This is a genomic window from Shinella sp. OV683 (genome assembly GCF_057787725.1).
On record NZ_CM173543.1, the window covers coordinates 3,863,467 to 3,882,160 of the forward strand.

The following is an 18,694-nucleotide window of genomic DNA, read 5'->3' on the forward strand; positions in this document are numbered from 1 at the left end:
GCCCTCACAAGGATGAAACAAGGTGGCCGCCATCGACCACGAGTGCGGAGCCGGTCATGTAGCTGCCGGCGTTGGAACACAGCAGCAGCAATGGTCCGTCGAGTTCTTGTGGCAGTCCGAGACGCCGGCTGGGAATGCGGTTGATCAGCGCCTTGCCGGCCTCTGTTTGGAAGAAATCACGGTTGATCGGCGTTTCGATATAGCCGGGGCAGAGTGCATTGACCCTTATGCCGTAGCGCGCCCATTCGACCGCCATGGATTTCGTCAGCTGGATGACCGCCGCCTTTGATGCGGCATAGGCGGAAAGGTGGCCCGCAACGCGCAGCCCGAGGATAGAGGCGATATTGACGATCGCACCACCCTTTGCCTGCTCGCGCATCCGCTTGGCCGCGGCCTGCGCGATAAGAAACGTGCCCTTCAAATTGGTCGTGATCACGGCGTCGAAATCGGCCTCGCTCTGGTCGATCGCCGCGGCGGCGCCACTGATGCCGGCATTGTTGATGACGATGTCGATGCTGCGCGTGAGTGACGCGAATATCTCCGTAACACTCTCGCCATCGGTAACATCGAGCGCGACGCCTTCGGCACTCCCGCCCCCGGCCTTGATCGCCTGAACTGCCCGCTCTATCGCAGCCAGATTGCGAGCGGCAAGGATCACATGTACCTTCTGCCGGGCCAGCACCTCAGCGAAATGCAAGCCGAGGCCACCGGAGGCACCGGTCACAAGCGCTGTCTTGCCGGCGAGATCCTCAAACACGACTGCCTCCAGCGTGTGGGTTCTCGACGATGACAGCAATACCCTGGCCGCCGCCGATGCACATCGTTGCCAGCCCATAGCGGCCGTTGATGCGCTGCAGTTCATAGACAAGCTTGATGAGGATGATTGCGCCGGACGCGCCGACGGGATGGCCGAGGGCAATCGCTCCGCCATTCGGGTTGGTTTTCTCAGCGGGAAATCCGAGTTCTTTGGCCACGGCACAAGCCTGCGCCGCGAAGGCTTCGTTGGATTCGATGACGTCGAGATCGGCAACCGTCAATTTCGCCCGCGCCAGCGCCTGCTTGACGGCCGGTATCGGCCCGAGGCCCATGACCTCGGGCGCCACGCCGCCAAGCCCGTAGGAAACGATCCGTGCCAGCGGCGAGACCCCTCTCGCCTCGGCTGTATCGCTGTCCATCAATACCAGTGCCGCGGCGGCATCGTTGATGCCGGAAGAATTGCCTGCCGTGACCGTGCCGTCCTTCTTGAACACCGGCCGCAAGCCCGCAAGGTCGTCTTCGCTGACATTGCCTCGGACATGTTCGTCAGTGTCGAAGACACGTTCCTTCTTGCCCTGGCCGATCGTCAGCGGCAGGATCTGGTCGCGAAAACGCCCCTCGGCAATCGCCTTGGCCGCGCGCTGCTGCGAGGCGAGCGCCACCGCATCCTGCTCAGCCCGTGAAATGCCGATGCACTCGGCGACATTCTCACCGGTATTGCCCATATGGCCCGCGCCGAAAGGGTCCTGCAAGGCGCCAAGCATCATGTCGACCGCGGTGACGTCGCCCATCTTGGCGCCGAAGCGGGCTTTGCTCAGCAGGTGACCCGTCCGACTCATGCTTTCCACACCGCCCGCCACCACGATATCGGCATTGCCAAGCATGATCTGTTCGGCAGCCGTGACGACCGCTTGCAGCCCGCTGCCGCAAAGGCGGTTGACCGTCAGCGCCGGCGACGTTTCAGGAATGCCTGCATGGATCGCCGCGACGCGGGAAAGATACATGTCCTTCGGCTCGGTGTGGATGACATTGCCGAATACCGTCTGCTGGATATCCGATGGCTGGCATCCGGCGCGCGCAATCGCCTCTCTCGCCACTGCAGCAGCCAGTTCCGTCGGCGGCTTCTCGGCAAGCGAGCCACCGAAACTGCCGATGGCGGTGCGAACTCCTGAAACGATGACAACTTGGCGGTCCATTGCATTTCCTTCCTAGAAAAGATCAGGCGCTGAGATCAGCGAGACCTTCAAACAGTTTCAAAGCTTCCGGATTGGCGAGGGCATCCTGATTCTTGACCGCAAGCCCGTGGACGATGTTGCGCACGGCGAGCTCGCTGATCTTGCCGGATTTGGTGCGCGGAATGTCCGCCACCGCGACAATGCGGGCCGGCACATGCCGTGGCGACAGGTTGTCCCGAATCGTTCGACGGATCGTGTTGCGAAGCGCGTCGTCGAGAGCGATGCCCGCAGCGAGCCGGACGAACAGCACCGTACGAACGTCATTATCCCAGGCCTGGCCTATACACACGGCCTCCATGACCTGAGGGATTTGCTCGACCTGGCTGTAGATCTCGGCCGTGCCGATCCTGACGCCGCCCGGGTTGAGCGTGGTGTCGGAGCGGCCGTGGATGATCATGCCGCCATGTTCGGTCCATTCGGCGAAATCTCCGTGGCACCAGACATTGTCGAAGTTGTCGAAATAGGCGTCGTGATACTTGGTGCCGCCGGGATCGTTCCAGAACATCACCGGCATGCAAGGGAATGCCTTGGTGCAGACCAGTTCGCCCTTGTCCGCCGTGACAGGCACGCCGCTATCATTCCAGACATCCATCGCCATGCCGAGACCGGCACCCTGTATCTCGCCGCTCCAGACGGGTTTTATCGGCACGCCGACCACGAAGCCGGACACGATGTCGGTCCCGCCGGATATGGAGGCGAGATGCACGTCCCTCTTCACGGCGGCGTAGACATAGTCGAACGACAGCGACGATAGCGGCGAGCCGGTCGAGAAGATCGTCCGGATCGACGCGAGGCTGTGGCTGTCGATCGGCCGCCAGTTGGTCTTGCGCAGGGCATCGAGAAACTTGGCCGAGGTGCCGAAATGGGTAATCGCTTCCGCGTCGGCATAATCGAACAGCGCACTCGCATCGGGATAGGTCGGCGAGCCGTCGTAAAGGAAGATCGTCGCACCCGACGCGAGCGCTGTCGCCAGCCAGTTCCACATCATCCAGCCGAGGGTGGTGAAGTAGAAGAGCTTGTCGCCGTCATGAATATCGGCATGCAGCCGATGTTCCTTGACGTGCTGGATCAGCGTGCCGCCGGCCGAATGGACGATGCATTTGGGAATGCCCGTCGTGCCCGACGAGAACAGGATGTAAAGCGGATGGGCAAATGGCAGGCGCTCAAAGCGCAACGGCGCCGCGGCGAACGGGGCGATCAATCCATCAAGACCGATTGCGCCAGGGATAGTGGCGGCAACCGCGCTGGCATCACCGACACACGAGACGAGGATCGTCTGCTGCGGCTTCAGCTCGGCTGCAATCGCAGCCACCTTGTCGGTTACCTCGAAAGTCGCGCCATTGTAGTGATAGCCGTCGCAGGCGATAAACAGCTTCGGCTCGATCTGCGCAAAGCGGTCGAGCACACCCTGCTTGCCGAAATCCGGAGAACAGGACGACCAGATCGCACCGAGCGAAGCGGCTGCCAGCATGCAGGCGATCGCCTCCGGCATATTCGGCAGCATGGCCGCCACCCGGTCACCGACGCCGACACCGGCTTGAGCAAAAGCCTGCTGGAGTCGCGAGACCAGCGTGCGCAATTCATCCCAGGAAAGACGTCGCGTGACTTTGTCTTCGCCACGAAAGACGATCGCGTCACCGGGCCCGGTTTTCCAGAGAAGGTTCTCGGCGAAGTTCAATTGGGCACCGGGAAAGAACGAGGCTCCGGGCATCTGGTCGCCATCGACAAGAACGACATCACCTTTTTCGCCGCGAATGCCGCAGTAATCCCAGACCAGCGACCAGAAAGACTCGCGATCCTCGATCGACCAGGCATGCAACGCCTCGTAGTCGGAGAACGTCGTGCCCGCCGTGCCGCAGGCAACCCTCATGAAATCCGACATGGCGGTGGACCGCACACGTTCGGCGGAGGGTGTCCACAATGGCTGCTTGGCTGGCATATCGATGATGACCTCGGGCGTTGACTGGGTTGTCAGAGTGTTGCGTGATAGGCGAGCGGTGTCACCGCGAGGGAGATCTCATATTGCCCGCCCCCATAAAGAAGCGGCGTACCCTCGGATACGTCGATGCCGACCACCTGGCCGAAGAAGATATCATGAGTCCCGACAGTGACTACGTTGATGACTTCGCAGGCAAAACTCGCAAGCGCATCGGCCATGACCGGCACGCCGAGCGCACCGTGCGACCATTGCCCCAGCTCGAAGCGGGCCTCCCCCGATAGGCCCGAGGAAAACCGGTCTGCGAGATAGCGATGCTTTGGCCGCAGGATGTTGACGCCGAAGCTGCCGGTCCGAACGATCTGGTCGTGAATACTGGCGCCAAGATTGATGCCGACAAGCAGGATGGGCGGCTCGGCACTGACGGAGCAGACGGCCGTCGCGGTCATGCCGTTGCGGCCTTCAGCACCGCCTGCGGTGATGATCGATACAGACGAGGAAAGCCTGCGCATCCCTTTTTTGAAATCGGTCTGCAGCACTGCGGCAGGTTTCGGCTGTTCTTGCATGTCCATCGCTACCTCCCGAACATTGATCATGCCGGCACCTTGCGAAGAAGGTTGACGCCGCTCGCCGGATCGAACGCGTGGCAATGTGCTGGCTCGACGCGCAGCGCCACTTTCTGGCCGAGTTCGAATTTTGCGTGGCCGCGCACCTGTGCCTTGAAAATGGTGTCGCCGGCGATGATGTCGACGATGGAATAGGCGCCGAGCGGCTCCATCTCGTAGACGGCAAAGCTCGAGCTTACGCCTTGAACACCGATGCCGTCCGAGAGCGAAAGATCCTCAGGCCGGATGCCGAGGACGATGTCCCGGTCCGGCAAGCCATTGTCGAGCTTGACCTCCAGATCGAGCTTGTCGGCGCGGAAGAGGCCTGACATGATCTTGCCTTCGACGAAATTCATCGGCGGCGAGCCGACGAGTTCTGCCACATAGCGCGAAGCTGGCTGATTGTAGATCTCATCGGGCGAACCGATCTGTGCGATCCGGCCGTTCTGTACGATCGCCATCCGGTCGGCGATCGACATCGCCTCTTCCTGGTCATGCGTCACATAAACCAGCGTATGGCCGACCTCACGTTGCAAGCGCTTGAGCTCGACACGCATTTCCTCGCGCAAGCGTGCATCAAGCGCCGCAATCGGTTCGTCCATCAAATAGGCGCTCGGTTTGCGTACCAGCGCCCGGCCGATGGCGACCCGCTGGCGCTCGCCGCCGGACAGCTGACCCGGCAGCTTCTCGAGCAACGGAGTGATGTGCAGCTTTGCGGCGACATTCTTGATCTGGGCGTCGATGACGGCCTGTGGCTCATGACGCTCCCGGAGCGGGAATTCCATGTTCTGTCGCGCCGTCAGATGCGGAAAGAGCGCGAGATTCTGGAACACCATGGCGAGATCGCGGGCCGCCGGGGGCACGTCGGTGACGTCCTTGCCGCCGATCAGCACCTGCCCTTGATCGGCATGCGCGAGCCCCAGCAGCAACCGCAGAATCGTGCTCTTGCCAGAACTCGGCGGGCCGAAGATGCAGAAGAATTCGTTGTTTTCAATCTTCAGGTCGATGGCATCGACTGCAATCGTGCTGCCGAATGCCTTGGTGACACCGATAAGCTCAAGCGTTGACATGCTGGGCTCCCGATTGAAGCGCCAAGCCGCTCTGCCGGTCGAAAAGATGGCATTTGCCTTCCGGCATGACGATCTTGTGCATCTCGCCAAGCCCCGTCCTGAAGCGCTTTTCGGTGATGACCTTCATGCGCACGCTGCCGTCTCCAAAATGAATTGTCGTGCGCGGCCCGATCGGCTCGACGAAGGTGGCGGGCAGCGCCAGCCCGGGCCGAGGATCGTCGACATTTGCGAGCTCCGCATCCTCGGGCCGGACGCCGAAGGTGACGCCCTTCATGCGGGACGACTGGAGGCGCGCCGCAAGCGCCCCGCCCGCAGTGAGCGCCAATGTACCCGCATCCTCGAAGGAGAGCTCCAGGTTGCCATTCGCCTCGCCTGCCGAGGCGGGAATGAGGTTCATGCTCGGGCTGCCCATGAAATTGGCGACGAATGTATTGGCGGGCGCGTTATAGACTTCCTCGGGCGTGCCGAATTGCTGCAGCACGCCGTTGTTCATGACGGCAATCCGGTCCGCCAGACTCATGGCCTCGATCTGGTCATGGGTGACGTACACCATCGTCTGCTTGAGTGCGTGCTGCAGATGCTTCAACTCCGTGCGCATGAAGGCGCGGAATGCGGCATCCACATTCGAAAGCGGCTCGTCGAGCAGGAAGATCGCCGGCTCGGCAATGGCAGAGCGACCGATCGCCAGCTTCTGCATCTCGTTGACGCTTAGTCGTGACGACGGCCTGTCGAGCTTGTCGGACAGCCGCATGAGTTCGGCGATGTCGGCCACGCGCCTGTTGATCTCCGGGCGCGGAATTCCGCGCACTCTCAACGCAAAAGCCAGGTTCTCCCTGACGCTGAGATGGGTGAAGATCGCATAGTTCTGGAAGACGAAACCTATGCCCCGCTTGTTGGCGGGCAAACCAGAGATGTCGCGTCCGTCGAAGCGGATTTCGCCAGACGTCGGATGTTCAATGCCGGCGATCATGTTCATGGTCGTCGACTTGCCGCAGCCGGAAGGCCCAAGCAGCGCCACGAATTCGTTATCGCGAACATTCAGCGTGAGATTGTCGACGGCAGTGGCAGCGCCAAAGGTCTTGCTGAGATTGATGAGTTCAATGGAGGCCATTGTCTTGCAAATTCCTACGCGTTGCCGGCTGGCGTGAGGCCCAGGGCCCGCCGCCGGTTATTCGCCTTGACCGTGGCGACCAGGCCCAATGCGATCAGCGACATGGTCAGCACGATCGCCAGACCCAGCGCCGAGACATAGGCCCATTCGAGATCGCCATAGGTGCGCTTGTAGATGTAGAGCGACAGGGTTTCAGTCGCGACACCCGGGCCGCCCTTGGTCATGATGTACATGATGTCGAACAGCTTCAGGCCTTCGATGAAGCGGATGCCGATGGCGATTGCCATGACTGCCTTGATGCGCGGGATCGAGATCCGCCACAGCACCTGACCGGTATTGGCGCCGAGAAGACGGGCGGCCTTGATCTGGTCTTCCGGCACCGACATCAGGCCAGCGAGAAGGATCAGGAACACCATCGGCGTCCACTGCCAGACCTCGCCGACGATGACGGCGACGAGCGCGAGGTTCTCGTCGGCGAGCCAGACCACCTCGAAGGGATGGCCAATGACCGCTGAAACGATCTGGTTGATCGGCCCCGTGCTCTGGAACAGCATCAGGAACATGTAGCCCGCGACGGCCGGGACGACCATCATCGGCATGAGGATCAGCGTATAATAGAGTGGGCGCATCCTGAATTTGTCGACGAACAGCAAGGCCAGTCCGAAGCCGAGCACGAACTCGAAAGCAACGGCGATGCAAACGATGAACAGCGTGCGCAGCAGCGCATTGATCAGCTTCTGATCACTGAAAAGCTCGACGTAGTTGTCGAACCAGGCAAAGGATTGATAGGCCTCCGTCCATGGAATACCATCAAGCGGCGTCCACCAGGTCAGACTGATATAGACCGTGACAATGGTCGGAAAGACGATGATGAAGATCAACAGCAGCTGAGCAGGCAAGGTGGTGAGCAAGCCGATCTGGTCGCTCTTCTTCTTGCCCATCGCCTCGACGAGCTTGCCGGCGGTGACTGTGTTGGTCGTGCTCGTGCTGCTCATTGCTTCAGCGCTCCGAATGTCAGACCGCGGACGAGATGCTTCTGGATCAGGATGCCCAGGATCAATGGTGGAACGATCGCAATGAGGCCGAGCGCAGCCTTGGCGCCGTAGAGCTGGCCGGTCTGGGCGGTGTTCAGATCATTCATGAACACCGGAATGGTGATCCACTCCTTGCGCGTCAGCAGCAGCGCCATGATGTAGTCCGACCAGTTGAGGATGAAGACGAACAGCGCCGTGGTGGCAATCGCCGGCTTCACCAGCGGCAGCGTGATCTTGTAGAAAATGCCCCAGGGGCTCGCGCCCTCGATCATCGCTGCTTCTTCGAGCTCGACCGGAACCTCATCGAGAAAAGTCAGCATCAGCCAGAATCCGAAGGGCAGTGTCACGATCCCGTAGATCAGAGCCAGGCCCCACCAGGTGTCTATCAGGTCGAGATAGGCCCACATGATCATGATCGGGATCATCACCGCCAGCGGCGGAAACATCCTGAGCTGTATCAGCGAAAACGGCAGGTTCTTGCCCCATCTGTGGCGGGAAAAGCCATAGGCAGCAAGAGAGCCGACGACGGTGGCGATGAGGGTGGCAACGGAAGAGACCAGTACGCTGGCCAGGAGCGGACGCAGCGCCGTGCGCTCCATCATGGTCGATGTGCCATAGGCCTCGCTCTTGCCGGTAAAGATGTATTCGAAATTTGCCAATGTCGGCGCCTTGGGCAGCCATGTTACGGTGCCGGCCGCGCTGGTCCATTCCAGCGGCGGCTTGAAGGCCATGCTGGCCATCCAGGCGATCGGAAAAAGCGCTACCAAAATCGCGAGCACGATCACCACATGGCGCAATATATCTCTAACTTTCATCGGCGACCCGCTCCGGCTGCATAGACTGAAAGAGGGCCGCGCCTTGGAGAGCGCGGCCACCATTTGCTGTTCGTGCTATTCGACAGATGTCGGCCATGCCGCCGCCTGCGCGCGGATTGCCGCAACGGTCTCGTCCTTGCGCTTGGAGATGATCTTCTTCCAGGCTTTCTCGGTCGCGACCATTGCTTCTTCCGCAGTCATCTTGCCGGTCAACGCGGCCTGCAGGTTCTCGTCGAGCGCGTTGTCGAGCGCTGCCTGGCCAGCAAAGTTGATCGACGGCACCGCGTGGGCGATCGTGTCCTTGATCGGCTCCATCATGTACTCGTTGACGTTCTTGCGGACATTCGGATCCGCAAGGTTGGCCAGCTGGAACGGATCGCAACCGCCTACGGGATTGCCGCACAGGCGACCGTAGGTGCGGGTCGAGCTGATATATTGCAGGAAGAGATAGGCGGCTTCCGGGTTCTTGGACTTCGACGCGATCGACGCGGTGACGTTGAAGTAGATGACCGATCGGCGCACCAGCTTGCCATCGACCTTGCTGCCGACCGGCTTCCACGCCGAGAGCTTTCCGGTCAGCGGCGTGGCCGGCTTGCCATCCTTCATCTTGTCGTTGATGGCGGCCATGTTGGAATAGGTCATGGCCATGCAGGCCTTGAGATTGGCCATGGCACCATACTGCTCGGCCCAACCCCAGGTGAGGTTGTCCTTTGATGTCCACTGGGCGCTTTTGATGTGGGCTTCGGCTGCCTTGATGCCTTCGGGCGTCGTCAGCGTCGGGTTGGCGTCTTCATCGAGCCAATGGTTGTTAGGCGCCTTCATCGAGGCGAAGCGGGCATAGAAGTTCGACAGGCCCCAGAACGGTCCAAGCAGGTTGGCGTGCCCCATGCCCTGGCCGTGGAAATATTCGGAAATGTTGTCGATCTCGTCCCAGGTGGTCGGTTGGGCGGGAATGTCATAGCCGAACTTGGACTTGAATGCTGCCATGTGGGTCGCGTCTGTCATCAGGTCCTTGCGGTACTGCCAGCAGACAAAATCCCCATCAAGAGACGCCACGTAGTTCGAGCCGTTGTATTTGTAGAGCAGTTCACGGATTTGCGGTGTCGGCGTGCCGCGCTCCGGGTCACCCCAATCCGGCTGGTACTTCGCGACATATTCGTCGAGGTTGAGTGCGCCCTTGGAGCTGACGAGGTCGCCAACATTGTTCCATGAATGGGTATAGAGGTCATAGGTGCCGTCGCCGGTGGTGACGTCCTGCAGGACCTTCTTCCAGATCTCGCCTGCTTCGGTGCTGACGATATCGAGCTTGATGCCCGTTTCGCGCTCCCAGGTCTCCTTGACGGATTCGCCGCCACCGGGCGGCGGGCTAACGAGCTGCGGCACGCAGGATGCGACGAACAGCAAAGTCAGCTTTTCCGGCGCTTTGCCGGCAGCCTTGAGCGCCTTGATACCGTCGATCGCGCGGCCTTCGGACATGCCGGAATTGTATTGGTAGAGTTCGGAGCCGGCAAAATTGGTCGGGCCGCCGGTCATGCCGGAGCCGAGGCCCTCGGCATAGGCGTTGCGGGCACTGAACAGTCCTGGCGGCGCGAAGGCGCCAAGCGCGACCGCGCCGGTGCTGGCCATAAAGGTGCGCCGGCTTGGCCGCAGCACGCTGGTTATGCTCTTAGAATCACTCATTAGTTCCTCCCGTGGTTAAGTTGGTTCACAACCAGCCTCGACCGGCACCGCCCTCCAGCAATGCTCCTCCCGGTCGACGAGCGGATTGTCAGGCAGCCTTCGCTTCTTTGTTAAGCTCAGGAAGTACTTCGGTTTTCAATGCCGTGAGCGACTCGCGATACGACGACATCTCCTCCAGATGGTCATAGCCGACATGCAGGAGGGTGCCGAAATCGCCGACCTTGTCGCGCAGGCGCGCAAGCCTGTCGGCAACCGTTTTCGGACTTCCCACGGCCCAGACATGGTCGGCAAGATATTCGACAGTGACATCGGAATCCGGAACCGACTGATCGTGCTTGCAGGCACCGATCGCGCCGAGCTTGGCAAGCAGCGGCAGCATGTAGTTCCTCCAGCTTTCGCCCATCGAGCCGTTGAGGCAGCGTTTGCGGGCTTCGGCATCGGTGTCGGCGACGTACATTTCAACACCGATGCGCCAGCGCGAGCGATCGGCAGCCTTGCCGGAAGCTTCCGCGCCCTCCTCGAAAGCCTTCCAATGCGAGACGAGATAATCAGGGCTCCAGGCCAGGCTCATCGGCAGGAAGCCACGCAGGCCGGCAAACCGTAGTGTCGGCGACGAAGCACTGAGGCCGGCGATGGCGATATCTGGATAGGGCTTGGTGAGCGGCTCCATGTGATAGGCAAGACCCATTTCCGGCATGCCTTTGGGACGACCACCCTTGTAGTAGGTGCCGACGTGCTGGAACGGACCGTCGCTGGTCCAGAACTTCACCATCAGATCGAAAGCCTCGACCATCATGTCGCGATTTTCACCCGCAGCGCCATCGACGCCAAACAAGTCGCAGTCGGTTGGCAGGCCACCTGCGCCGATGCCGACCATGAAGCGACCGCCCGAGATGTGATCGAGCCACATGATACGATGCGCCAGTTCCGCCGGCAGATGATATGGCAGCAGGAATGCGCCCGCACCCAGCCTGATCTGCTTGGTCTTGACGAAAGCCTGGGCAATCAGGATGTCAGGGCAGGAAAGCGGCTCGCGCTTGCAAGTATAATGCTCGCCGACCCAAGCCTCGCTGTAGCCCATGCCGTCGATGAATTCCAAAGTATCGAGATTGTGCGCGTGCGCATCCGCATAGCGCCGATGCTCCGGATGGTTAGGCATCATGAAATAGCCAAGGTTCATCGCGCGTTCCTCCCTATGCGACTACTGAAATCTCCGCGAGCTCCTCAACTCGTGGAAATTCCATTATCACACATTCCCATTGTCCGACAATGGGTCAATACGGAAAATTCTGCCGACAACGACTTTTCGCGTCGCAACGCTGAAGGCGAAAATGCGGTCGCGCCCTCGCCTGCCAAAGCAAGGCTGAGCATCCGATGTCGGGAAGATTTGATAGGAGATTAAGCGCTTGGCGCGGCGCTAAAGTGCGTCGCGATCCTTCGGATTCGCTTGTGGCACTTTAGTTCTTGGTTTTGACGCATGTTTTAAGCGCAAAACCGCTGCACACTTTTGCGCAACATGCTTTAGTTGTCGATGGCGGGCAACCGCACCGGCCCATGGAAATCGAAGCCGGCGATCACATGACCGCGCTTGAAATCCTCGATATGCTTGCGCATCCAGATTTCGGCCGTCTCGGCATCGCCGCTGGCGATCGCCTCATAAATCTTGCGGTGCGCTTCGAGCAGCCGGTAACGCGCCTTGGGCGAGCTGCGATAGAGGCGCTTGGTCGAAGAATAGAGCAGCAGGCCGAGCGGCTCTTCCGACAGTACCAGAACCCGGTTCCGGGTGGCTTGCGATACGAGGCTGTGGAACTCGACATCGAGGCGGATGATTGCAGCATCGTCGTGCAGCAGTTCTTCCGTCTGCTGCACATTTCTTGCAAGCAGGGCGAGAATCTCCTTTGGAGCGCGCTCGGCTGCATAGCGCGCAGAAAGCGGTTCGAGCGCGATCAACATTTCCCAAAGCTCGGCGAAGGTGACGCTGAACAAGCTCATCGCGCGACTGGTATATTGCGCGATCTCGGAGCTTTCGGGAATGCTGACGATCAGTTTTTTGGCGCCCGCACGCTTGATGAAACCGGCATTTTCCAGTGCCCTCAAGCCCTCGCGCAACGTCGAACGATTGACGCCGAGCTGCTCGGCCAGGACATGTTCCGTTGGTAACGCGTCTCCCGGCTTGATATTCCCGCTGATGATCTGCTCTTCAATGGCGAGTGTAACCCGCTTGTAATTCGGCATTGCGTCGATTGCGCCGAAAAGCGTCTTTACTTCCATAATACCGCCTGAGATTCCCGAATTCGTCATGATGATAATAGCATCTATTGGTCGCAATGCGTCATAGGTGCAGTTGATAATACATTGAAAGTTACGCTGCAAATCCCCCGGTCCTCGATAGAGGATGGGAGCAGGACCTATTCTTGCGTGGCTCGTCGCATCCCGGCAGCGGCCTCGCGGAGAACACCTCGTCTGGCCTTGTCGCCTGACCGTCCACTGCCGTGAACAGTTCCAGAAAATGTGCCAGCTTTCCCGGTTGGCGCATTTCTCAATTGCGGCTATAGATTTTCCAACGCCAACTTTCATGCCGATTGATTTTTCATGAGCGTCGCATCCGTCAAGGCCTTTTTCGCAGAACACGCCCCCGATCTTGAAGTCATCGAACTCGACGTCTCCACCGCGACGGTCGAGCTTGCTGCGCAGGGCCATGGCGTCGAACCCGGACAGATCGCCAAGACGCTGGCAGTCAGGATCGGCGACGAGATCGTGCTGGTGGTTGCCAATGGTACGGCGCGGCTGGACAACAAGAAATTCAAGGCACGGTTTGCCACCAAGCCCCGCATGCTCGGCTTCGACGAGGTGGAGATGGAAACCAGCCATCCGGTTGGCGGCGTCTGCCCGTTTGGTCTGCCGAAGCCGATGAAGGTGTTTTGCGACACCTCGCTTCAGGCCTATGATGAGGTCGTGCCGGCTGCGGGTGGCACCAACGCCGCAGTGCGGATTTCACCGAGCCGGCTGGCGACGCTGGCTGGCGCCGAATGGATCGATGTCTGCCAATAAAGCGTGGCGGGCCTCGACTGCAATGGAGAGATAAAATGATCACCGCCTCGCAATGCCGTGCTGCGCGCGCCCTGACCGACGTATCGCGTGCCATTCTCTCCGAGACCTCTGGCATCAGTGAAGACGCCATCCGCGAGTTCGAGAACAAGCTGTCGGAACCCGACGAGGCGACCATCAAGGCGCTCGAAGCCGCGCTGGAATCGCTTGGGGCCTTGTTCATCCCCGAAAACGGCGGCGGCATCGGCGTGCGGCTGAAATTCACCGGCTCGGAGCAGCGTCGTATTTCCAACCTCGAAAACGAAGGCGGTCCGACCGGCTTTGACGAGGTTCCCTGAATTCAGAGCTTGCCTGAGCGAAGTTCGCAACCGGCCGTTTATCTGACGTTTGCGAATAGGAAAGACGAGACTGGCTGATCGGCGGTCTCAGTTGATGCTCGCCGTCTCGGCGGGAAACACCAGCCCGTAATGCACATTCAACCCGGAGATCGAATATTCGGCACGTCCGTTGACCGAAGCCGGCACGACACGCTCCAGGATCGCAGTGCCCAGCCGCCTCACCGGAATCAGTTGCTCGACGGCGACTGTCTGATAGCGGGGATTGACCGGCTCGTCCCAATCCATACTGATGTGGCGGCTGTCGTTCTGCTCGAAAATCGAACAGACAACACGGATCGTATCGCCGGCCGCAAGGAACGTGCCGTAGTTGATCGCATTGATCAGCAGTTCGTGGAACGCAAGGCCGAGATGCATCGAGACATTCGGCGACAGCAGGATGTTGTCACCCTCGAACGCCACCAGTTCCTGCCCGCCGGGCATATAGGCGGAAACCTGCTGATTGAGCAGATCCTGGACGAAGGCACCACGCCAGCCGGAGTCGGTTACCAGATCCTGCGAGCGCGAAAGCGAGAATATCCGCCCCCTCAGCTTTTGGACATAGGAGTCAATGGAGTGAGTATATTGCGAGGTCTGGGTGACGATGCTCTGGATAATGGCAAGCAGGTTCTTCGATCGATGGCTGACATCCCTCAGCAGCGACTGAAGCACCTTTTCGCGCCGCCTTTCCTCAGACCGGTCGATGATGATGGTGATGATCTGCGGGTGGTCATCGCCAACAAGGAACACGACGATGCGAAACTCGAACACCCTGTTCTCATCGAGCGATATCTCGATCGTTTCGGTCTGGCCCGTCTGGCGCACACGGCACTTGGCGCTGTTGAGCATATCGGCGATCGCTTCGCCAAAAATAGTCCGGTCGGCGGGGGTGTCCGTGGTGTGGACCTTCCAGATGTCGGGAAGGCCGGTCACGCATAGATAGGCATCGTCGGAGTCCTGCAAGATCAGGCTGGCATTCATGTCAAGCAGGGCTTTGATGAAAAACGGGTTCAACGCATCCGCATTCAGATGCTTTGCGTGCCAGAGAAATCGTTGTACCACAACCCACCTCGAAACCACCCCTGCTGTTTTGCCAGGTTGCCGGTATTCCTTTTGTGCGGCATCCGGATGGTCGCCGCATTCGCCCCAAAAACACTGCACTCAGGCAGACAATGCTCGCTGCGCCGATGACGCACTCTCCTTGAAGAACAGTGCCTGGCTGATCAAGGCTTTGAGCATGTCGGGATTGTAGGGCTTGGTGACCAGGAATGTCGGCTCGGCCCGTTCGCCCGTCAACAGGCGCTCGGGAAATGCGGTGATGAAGATCACCGGAATACTTGCTACCTTCAGGATATCGTTGATCGCATCGATGCCCGAACTGCCGTCGGCGAGATGAATGTCGGCGAGGATCATGCCCGGACTGGTCCTGCGATAGAGTTCCAGCGCCTCGCTGTGGGTGCGTGCGATGCCACCGACTGTGTGACCGAGATCCATGACGATCTGCTCGATGTCGAGCGCGATCAGCGGCTCGTCCTCGATGATCATGATCTCCGTGGCGATATGGGCGGAAATCTCGTTCGACGCCTCTTCGAGCAGTTTCTTCACCTCATGGAGCGAGACGCCAAGAATTTCTGCGGTCTCGCCTCGCGAAAAATCCTCGACGGACACCAGCAGGAAGGCATTCCGCGCGGCGGTCGGCAGCGAGGAAAGATTGGCCATCGCCTTCTTTTCCCAGGCATAGGGTGAAAGGGTTTGCGGAACCTCGATCGATGCAGACTTCAGGATGTGCACGTAGAGCTTGTAAAGCGCCACGCGATCGGAGGATGCCATGGGGAAAATCGAAAGGTCGGCGATCAGGGCCTCGAGCGTTGCAGCGACAAATGCGTCGCCTGACGTCTGGCTACCCGTAATCGCACGAGAAAAGCGCCGCAAGAATGGCAGGTGGGCGGCTACGCGCTCAGTCAGCGTCATAAAATTTCTCCCGTGAAGAAACTGAAACTCACTTTTACTCGATCCACAACGCGTGGATTCTCATCGGGTTCCAACACTTGCGAATTTTTTGGCGACCGGCAAATATCGCCGGCCGCGCCTCGGTCTATCCGCCATCTGCGGGATGCCGCCATCAGAGCGTTGCCGGCCCCTTGCCTTCGGCTTCCGCCGGCGTCTCGCCGAGCCGGTCGAGGGCCAGTTCGACGTCGCGAAGGTTGGAGTTGAGGCCGTCATCATCGATCGCGCCGCCTTCAGATGCGAGCCTTTGTTCGGCGCGCGCATCGTCCCGCAACTTCATCAGCTTCCTGATCCGGTCCGAACGCGACAGTTCAGGGTTCTTCAGGATCGAGACGACCTGCTCATTCTTGAATTTCTTAAGCATCTTGCTTTCCTTTCGAGATACGCGCCAATCAAGCCCGATCAATCGGGCCGCTGGCTGGCTTTCGAAATAACGTAGGCGGCTGCAGCGACCGCAATCAGCGTTCCCATCGGGCTGGCCCGAACCAACATGGGCAAGACGGTGGTTGCCGCAGTCAAAGTGGCGGGCTCAATTCCATGACGAAGCCGAGCCTGCCTCGCAAGCCGCCTTCTGCGCATGTTGAGCCAGGCCATGATCACCAGTGCTCCCAGAATCGCACAGCCGGCCACCGTCAATGCGGCGATCACAGGGCCATAGGCCTGGGACACCGCCGTCGCCCCGGCATAGACCAGGGCGATGAAGGCGGCGACAAGCAGCAGCATAACCGCCAGATATCCCACCACAGTCAGCATCACCCGTTCACCGGATGACTCAAGCCGAGACGTCAGCGCAGAAATGAGTGCGCCCATGGTCAGCCGCGCCTGGTCAGGAGCGCTGCGAGAAAACCGATGCCAACGGCAATGCCGACGGCCTGCAGCGGACGGGCGCGGATCTGGGTTTCGAGACTCTCCTCAAGCGATACTGCCTCGCTGCGTGCAGCTTCAAATGCACGCGCCGAGGTGGCAGCTGCGTCCGCAGCCAGCCGGTCGAGACCGGCCTTGTAGTCGTCGACCTTGGTTGCGCCAAAAGAGGCGAGCGTCTTGGTGAGCGCTGCAATTTCGTTGCGAAGTTCTTCGATCCGCTCATCGACATCTTCAGACGTGGTGCGAGTGCCGCTGGACTTGATTGCGTCCTGCAAAATCTTGGTGGGCGTTGCCATGTCTTTCTCCTTGCTCGTTGTTGCTTCAACCGGTCTGGGGCGCCGGCCTGCTTCGAAATCTGGTGCGTGCGTCGGGCGTTGCTAGACAACCCTCATCAACATCAGCACGACGACGACCACCAGCAGAACACCAACAATTCCGGTGGGACCGTAGTTCCAATTGCGCGAGTGCGGCCATGCCGGCAGGACACCGATCAACAATAGGATCAGCACAACAATAAGCAATGTCGAAACCGCCACGGCGTTGCTCCATCTTCAGAAATTCATCCGCCAGTTGAGGTAACGGAAACGCGGAGACCGGAGTTTTGTTCCCCTGCAGCGACCGCGACGATCGAGATCGAACTGTTGGATTTGGAAAGGAAGGAGAGAACCGCTCCGCGGGACGGGAGCGGTTCACTCAATAAGGCGCCTACAGTGCAAGGGGCGGGGCGGAGGAGGCGCCTGAGCAAGCGGAAGATGAGGGGAATCTGCGGCTTGCTGTTGCCAAAACGGCCCGTCGAGAAAAAGGTTCCGCCACCTCAAAAAAGATCGGAATTTTTTCCAGCGGGATTCCCTCCTACTTGGGAACTGTCATGCCCGATGCGTCGCTTGTCCTCTGAAGCGCTCGCTTCGAATGTCAAGTTTTACGGGATCGCCGAGGCCAAACAGAAAGGCCGAGCGAAGTGCCCGGCCTTTATCGAACCTGCCTTACCTTCGTCAGACGCTGCGGATCGCCCTGACGATCAGGGACACGACGAGGAAGGCGAGGAACAGGAAGAATAGAATCTGGGCGATACCCGCTGAAGCGCCGGCCACGCCTGAAAGACCGAGGACACCGGCAATGATTGCAACCACGAGGAATAAAAGCGCATAGTAAAGCATGGTCGTCTCCTTTCATCACTGTCGGAGACAAAATGCACCAGCTACGCTATGGTTCCCGTTTACAAGCAATATGCCTCATGCCGCAGGCTCTGTTTTTTACCCCCTACCTTTCCATGGGATTTTTTAACACGAACGCGACCGCGCGTGGAACCATTCGATGACTAGTACGTTCCTCAGCGAAAAATAACTTGGCAGAACTGCGAGCAAGAGACGCAATGACCGATGATTTTAGAGAATTGGAGGGAACCGGACTGCCCGGCCCGATGGGAGAAATCCCCAAGAAACTACGTCAATACTATGACTCCCTGCAGGAGGAGGCGATCCCTGAGCGCCTTCTCGACCTGCTTGAAAAACTCGATCAAGCGGAACGCGCCCAGCGACTTGATATCAGGGAACCCTCTGTCGAGGAGCTCAAATAGAATGGCTGAAGTGGAAGATGCCGTTGAAAGGGACTTCAAGCGGGCAATGCTGGGGTGCCTCGGCAGCCTCCGCGCCTTCGCTGTGTCGCTTACCGGTCGGCATGACCGCGCCGACGATCTTGTGCAGGACACGATCATGAAGGCCTGGGCCAAGAAGACATCCTTCGAACCCGGCACCAACATGAAGGCGTGGCTGTTTACCATCCTGCGCAACGAGTTCTACAGCCAGATCCGCAAAAGCGGCCGCGAAATCCAGGATTCCGACGGATATTATACCGAACAGCTTTCGAGCCATCCGGGACAGTATGGCGCGCTCGATCTCCAGGATTTCAAGGTGGCGCTCGACAAGTTGCCGGACGACCAGAAGGAAGCGATTATTCTCATCGGCGCTTCCGGCTTTTCCTATGAGGAAGCGGCGGAAATCTGCGGATGCGCCATCGGCACGATCAAAAGTCGCGTCAATCGCGCGCGCACCCGTCTCGCCGAATTGCTGAATGTCGAGGGAGAGTCCGACTTCGGGCCGGATTCAGGTTCGCTCGCCGTGACCGGCCGTACCTTCGTCGGCTGATCGTTACGCTTAAAC

22 protein-coding genes are annotated in these 18,694 nt (G+C 59.6%); 4 read left to right on the forward strand and 18 right to left on the reverse strand.

Features of this window, described 5'->3' with window-relative positions; all coding sequences use genetic code 11:
* Positions 1 to 4: 4 nt before the first annotated feature.
* From ACXHRN_RS18755 to ACXHRN_RS18805, 11 genes are all read right to left on the reverse strand, one after another.
* Entirely contained in the window at positions 5 to 757 is a 753-nt protein-coding gene (locus tag ACXHRN_RS18755; protein WP_488637818.1) for an SDR family NAD(P)-dependent oxidoreductase, read from the reverse strand.
* On the reverse strand, positions 750 to 1,952 hold the full coding sequence (gene bktB / locus ACXHRN_RS18760) for a beta-ketothiolase BktB (protein WP_488637819.1): 1,203 nt from the start codon (positions 1,950 to 1,952) through the stop codon (positions 750 to 752). The genes ACXHRN_RS18755 and bktB overlap by 8 nt, the downstream gene beginning before the upstream one ends.
* A 22-nt stretch (positions 1,953 to 1,974) precedes the next feature.
* A complete protein-coding gene (locus ACXHRN_RS18765; protein ID WP_488637820.1) occupies positions 1,975 to 3,930 on the reverse strand; it encodes an acetoacetate--CoA ligase in 1,956 nt (651 codons plus the stop codon).
* A 32-nt stretch (positions 3,931 to 3,962) separates the two neighbouring features.
* Positions 3,963 to 4,499, reverse strand: coding sequence for a flavin reductase family protein (locus ACXHRN_RS18770; RefSeq protein WP_488637821.1), 537 nt, complete (start codon positions 4,497 to 4,499; stop codon positions 3,963 to 3,965).
* A 20-nt stretch (positions 4,500 to 4,519) separates the two neighbouring features.
* Complete coding sequence (locus tag ACXHRN_RS18775) at positions 4,520 to 5,602, reverse strand: ABC transporter ATP-binding protein (RefSeq protein WP_488637822.1); 1,083 nt, start codon at positions 5,600 to 5,602, stop codon at positions 4,520 to 4,522.
* A complete protein-coding gene (locus ACXHRN_RS18780) occupies positions 5,589 to 6,713 on the reverse strand; it encodes an ABC transporter ATP-binding protein (RefSeq protein WP_488637823.1) in 1,125 nt (374 codons plus the stop codon). The genes ACXHRN_RS18775 and ACXHRN_RS18780 overlap by 14 nt, the downstream gene beginning before the upstream one ends.
* Positions 6,714 to 6,727: 14 nt before the next feature.
* Positions 6,728 to 7,708 carry a carbohydrate ABC transporter permease gene (locus ACXHRN_RS18785; RefSeq protein WP_488637824.1) on the reverse strand — a complete coding sequence of 327 codons (981 nt, stop codon included), beginning with the start codon at positions 7,706 to 7,708 and terminating at the stop codon, positions 6,728 to 6,730.
* A complete protein-coding gene (locus ACXHRN_RS18790; protein WP_488637825.1) occupies positions 7,705 to 8,562 on the reverse strand; it encodes a carbohydrate ABC transporter permease in 858 nt (285 codons plus the stop codon). Before ACXHRN_RS18790 ends, ACXHRN_RS18785 begins: the two co-directional genes overlap by 4 nt.
* A gap of 75 nt (positions 8,563 to 8,637) precedes the next feature.
* Entirely contained in the window at positions 8,638 to 10,242 is a 1,605-nt protein-coding gene (locus tag ACXHRN_RS18795) for an extracellular solute-binding protein (RefSeq protein WP_488637826.1), read from the reverse strand.
* Between the two features lie 88 nt (positions 10,243 to 10,330).
* Entirely contained in the window at positions 10,331 to 11,422 is a 1,092-nt protein-coding gene (locus ACXHRN_RS18800; protein WP_488637827.1) for an LLM class flavin-dependent oxidoreductase, read from the reverse strand.
* A 341-nt stretch (positions 11,423 to 11,763) separates the two neighbouring features.
* Positions 11,764 to 12,513, reverse strand: coding sequence for a FadR/GntR family transcriptional regulator (locus ACXHRN_RS18805; RefSeq protein ID WP_488637828.1), 750 nt, complete (start codon positions 12,511 to 12,513; stop codon positions 11,764 to 11,766).
* A gap of 321 nt (positions 12,514 to 12,834) precedes the next feature.
* Between ACXHRN_RS18805 and ACXHRN_RS18810 the strand changes: the two genes are divergently transcribed.
* Positions 12,835 to 13,293, forward strand: coding sequence for a YbaK/EbsC family protein (locus ACXHRN_RS18810; RefSeq protein WP_488637829.1), 459 nt, complete (start codon positions 12,835 to 12,837; stop codon positions 13,291 to 13,293).
* Between the two features lie 35 nt (positions 13,294 to 13,328).
* The gene (locus tag ACXHRN_RS18815) at positions 13,329 to 13,628 is read left to right on the forward strand and encodes a helix-turn-helix domain-containing protein (protein ID WP_488637830.1); all 300 of its coding nucleotides are present in this window, start codon (positions 13,329 to 13,331) and stop codon (positions 13,626 to 13,628) included.
* Between the two features lie 87 nt (positions 13,629 to 13,715).
* On the opposite strand, the gene ACXHRN_RS18820 is transcribed toward ACXHRN_RS18815, so the two are convergent.
* The 7 genes from ACXHRN_RS18820 to ACXHRN_RS18850 form a co-directional block, all read right to left on the reverse strand.
* Positions 13,716 to 14,726, reverse strand: coding sequence for a sensor histidine kinase (locus ACXHRN_RS18820; RefSeq protein WP_488637831.1), 1,011 nt, complete (start codon positions 14,724 to 14,726; stop codon positions 13,716 to 13,718).
* A gap of 99 nt (positions 14,727 to 14,825) precedes the next feature.
* Positions 14,826 to 15,635: a response regulator gene (locus tag ACXHRN_RS18825; protein ID WP_488637832.1), complete on the reverse strand. Its 810-nt coding sequence runs from the start codon at positions 15,633 to 15,635 to the stop codon at positions 14,826 to 14,828.
* Positions 15,636 to 15,786: 151 nt separating this feature from the next.
* A complete protein-coding gene (locus ACXHRN_RS18830) occupies positions 15,787 to 16,035 on the reverse strand; it encodes a hypothetical protein (RefSeq protein ID WP_488637833.1) in 249 nt (82 codons plus the stop codon).
* Between the two features lie 38 nt (positions 16,036 to 16,073).
* Positions 16,074 to 16,481: a hypothetical protein gene (locus ACXHRN_RS18835; RefSeq protein ID WP_488637834.1), complete on the reverse strand. Its 408-nt coding sequence runs from the start codon at positions 16,479 to 16,481 to the stop codon at positions 16,074 to 16,076.
* Between the two features lie 2 nt (positions 16,482 to 16,483).
* The gene (locus tag ACXHRN_RS18840; RefSeq protein ID WP_488637835.1) at positions 16,484 to 16,831 is read right to left on the reverse strand and encodes an ElaB/YgaM/YqjD family protein; all 348 of its coding nucleotides are present in this window, start codon (positions 16,829 to 16,831) and stop codon (positions 16,484 to 16,486) included.
* A gap of 81 nt (positions 16,832 to 16,912) precedes the next feature.
* The gene (locus tag ACXHRN_RS18845; RefSeq protein ID WP_488637836.1) at positions 16,913 to 17,071 is read right to left on the reverse strand and encodes a DUF3309 family protein; all 159 of its coding nucleotides are present in this window, start codon (positions 17,069 to 17,071) and stop codon (positions 16,913 to 16,915) included.
* 456 nt (positions 17,072 to 17,527) lie between these two features.
* Entirely contained in the window at positions 17,528 to 17,692 is a 165-nt protein-coding gene (locus ACXHRN_RS18850) for a DUF1328 domain-containing protein (protein WP_488637837.1), read from the reverse strand.
* A 215-nt stretch (positions 17,693 to 17,907) separates the two neighbouring features.
* On the opposite strand from ACXHRN_RS18850, the gene ACXHRN_RS18855 reads away from it, so the two are divergent.
* Both ACXHRN_RS18855 and ACXHRN_RS18860 read left to right on the forward strand, forming a co-directional pair.
* Entirely contained in the window at positions 17,908 to 18,111 is a 204-nt protein-coding gene (locus tag ACXHRN_RS18855) for a NepR family anti-sigma factor (RefSeq protein ID WP_488637838.1), read from the forward strand.
* 1 nt (position 18,112) lies between these two features.
* Entirely contained in the window at positions 18,113 to 18,679 is a 567-nt protein-coding gene (locus ACXHRN_RS18860; protein WP_488637839.1) for an RNA polymerase sigma factor, read from the forward strand.
* Positions 18,680 to 18,694 lie beyond the last annotated feature (15 nt).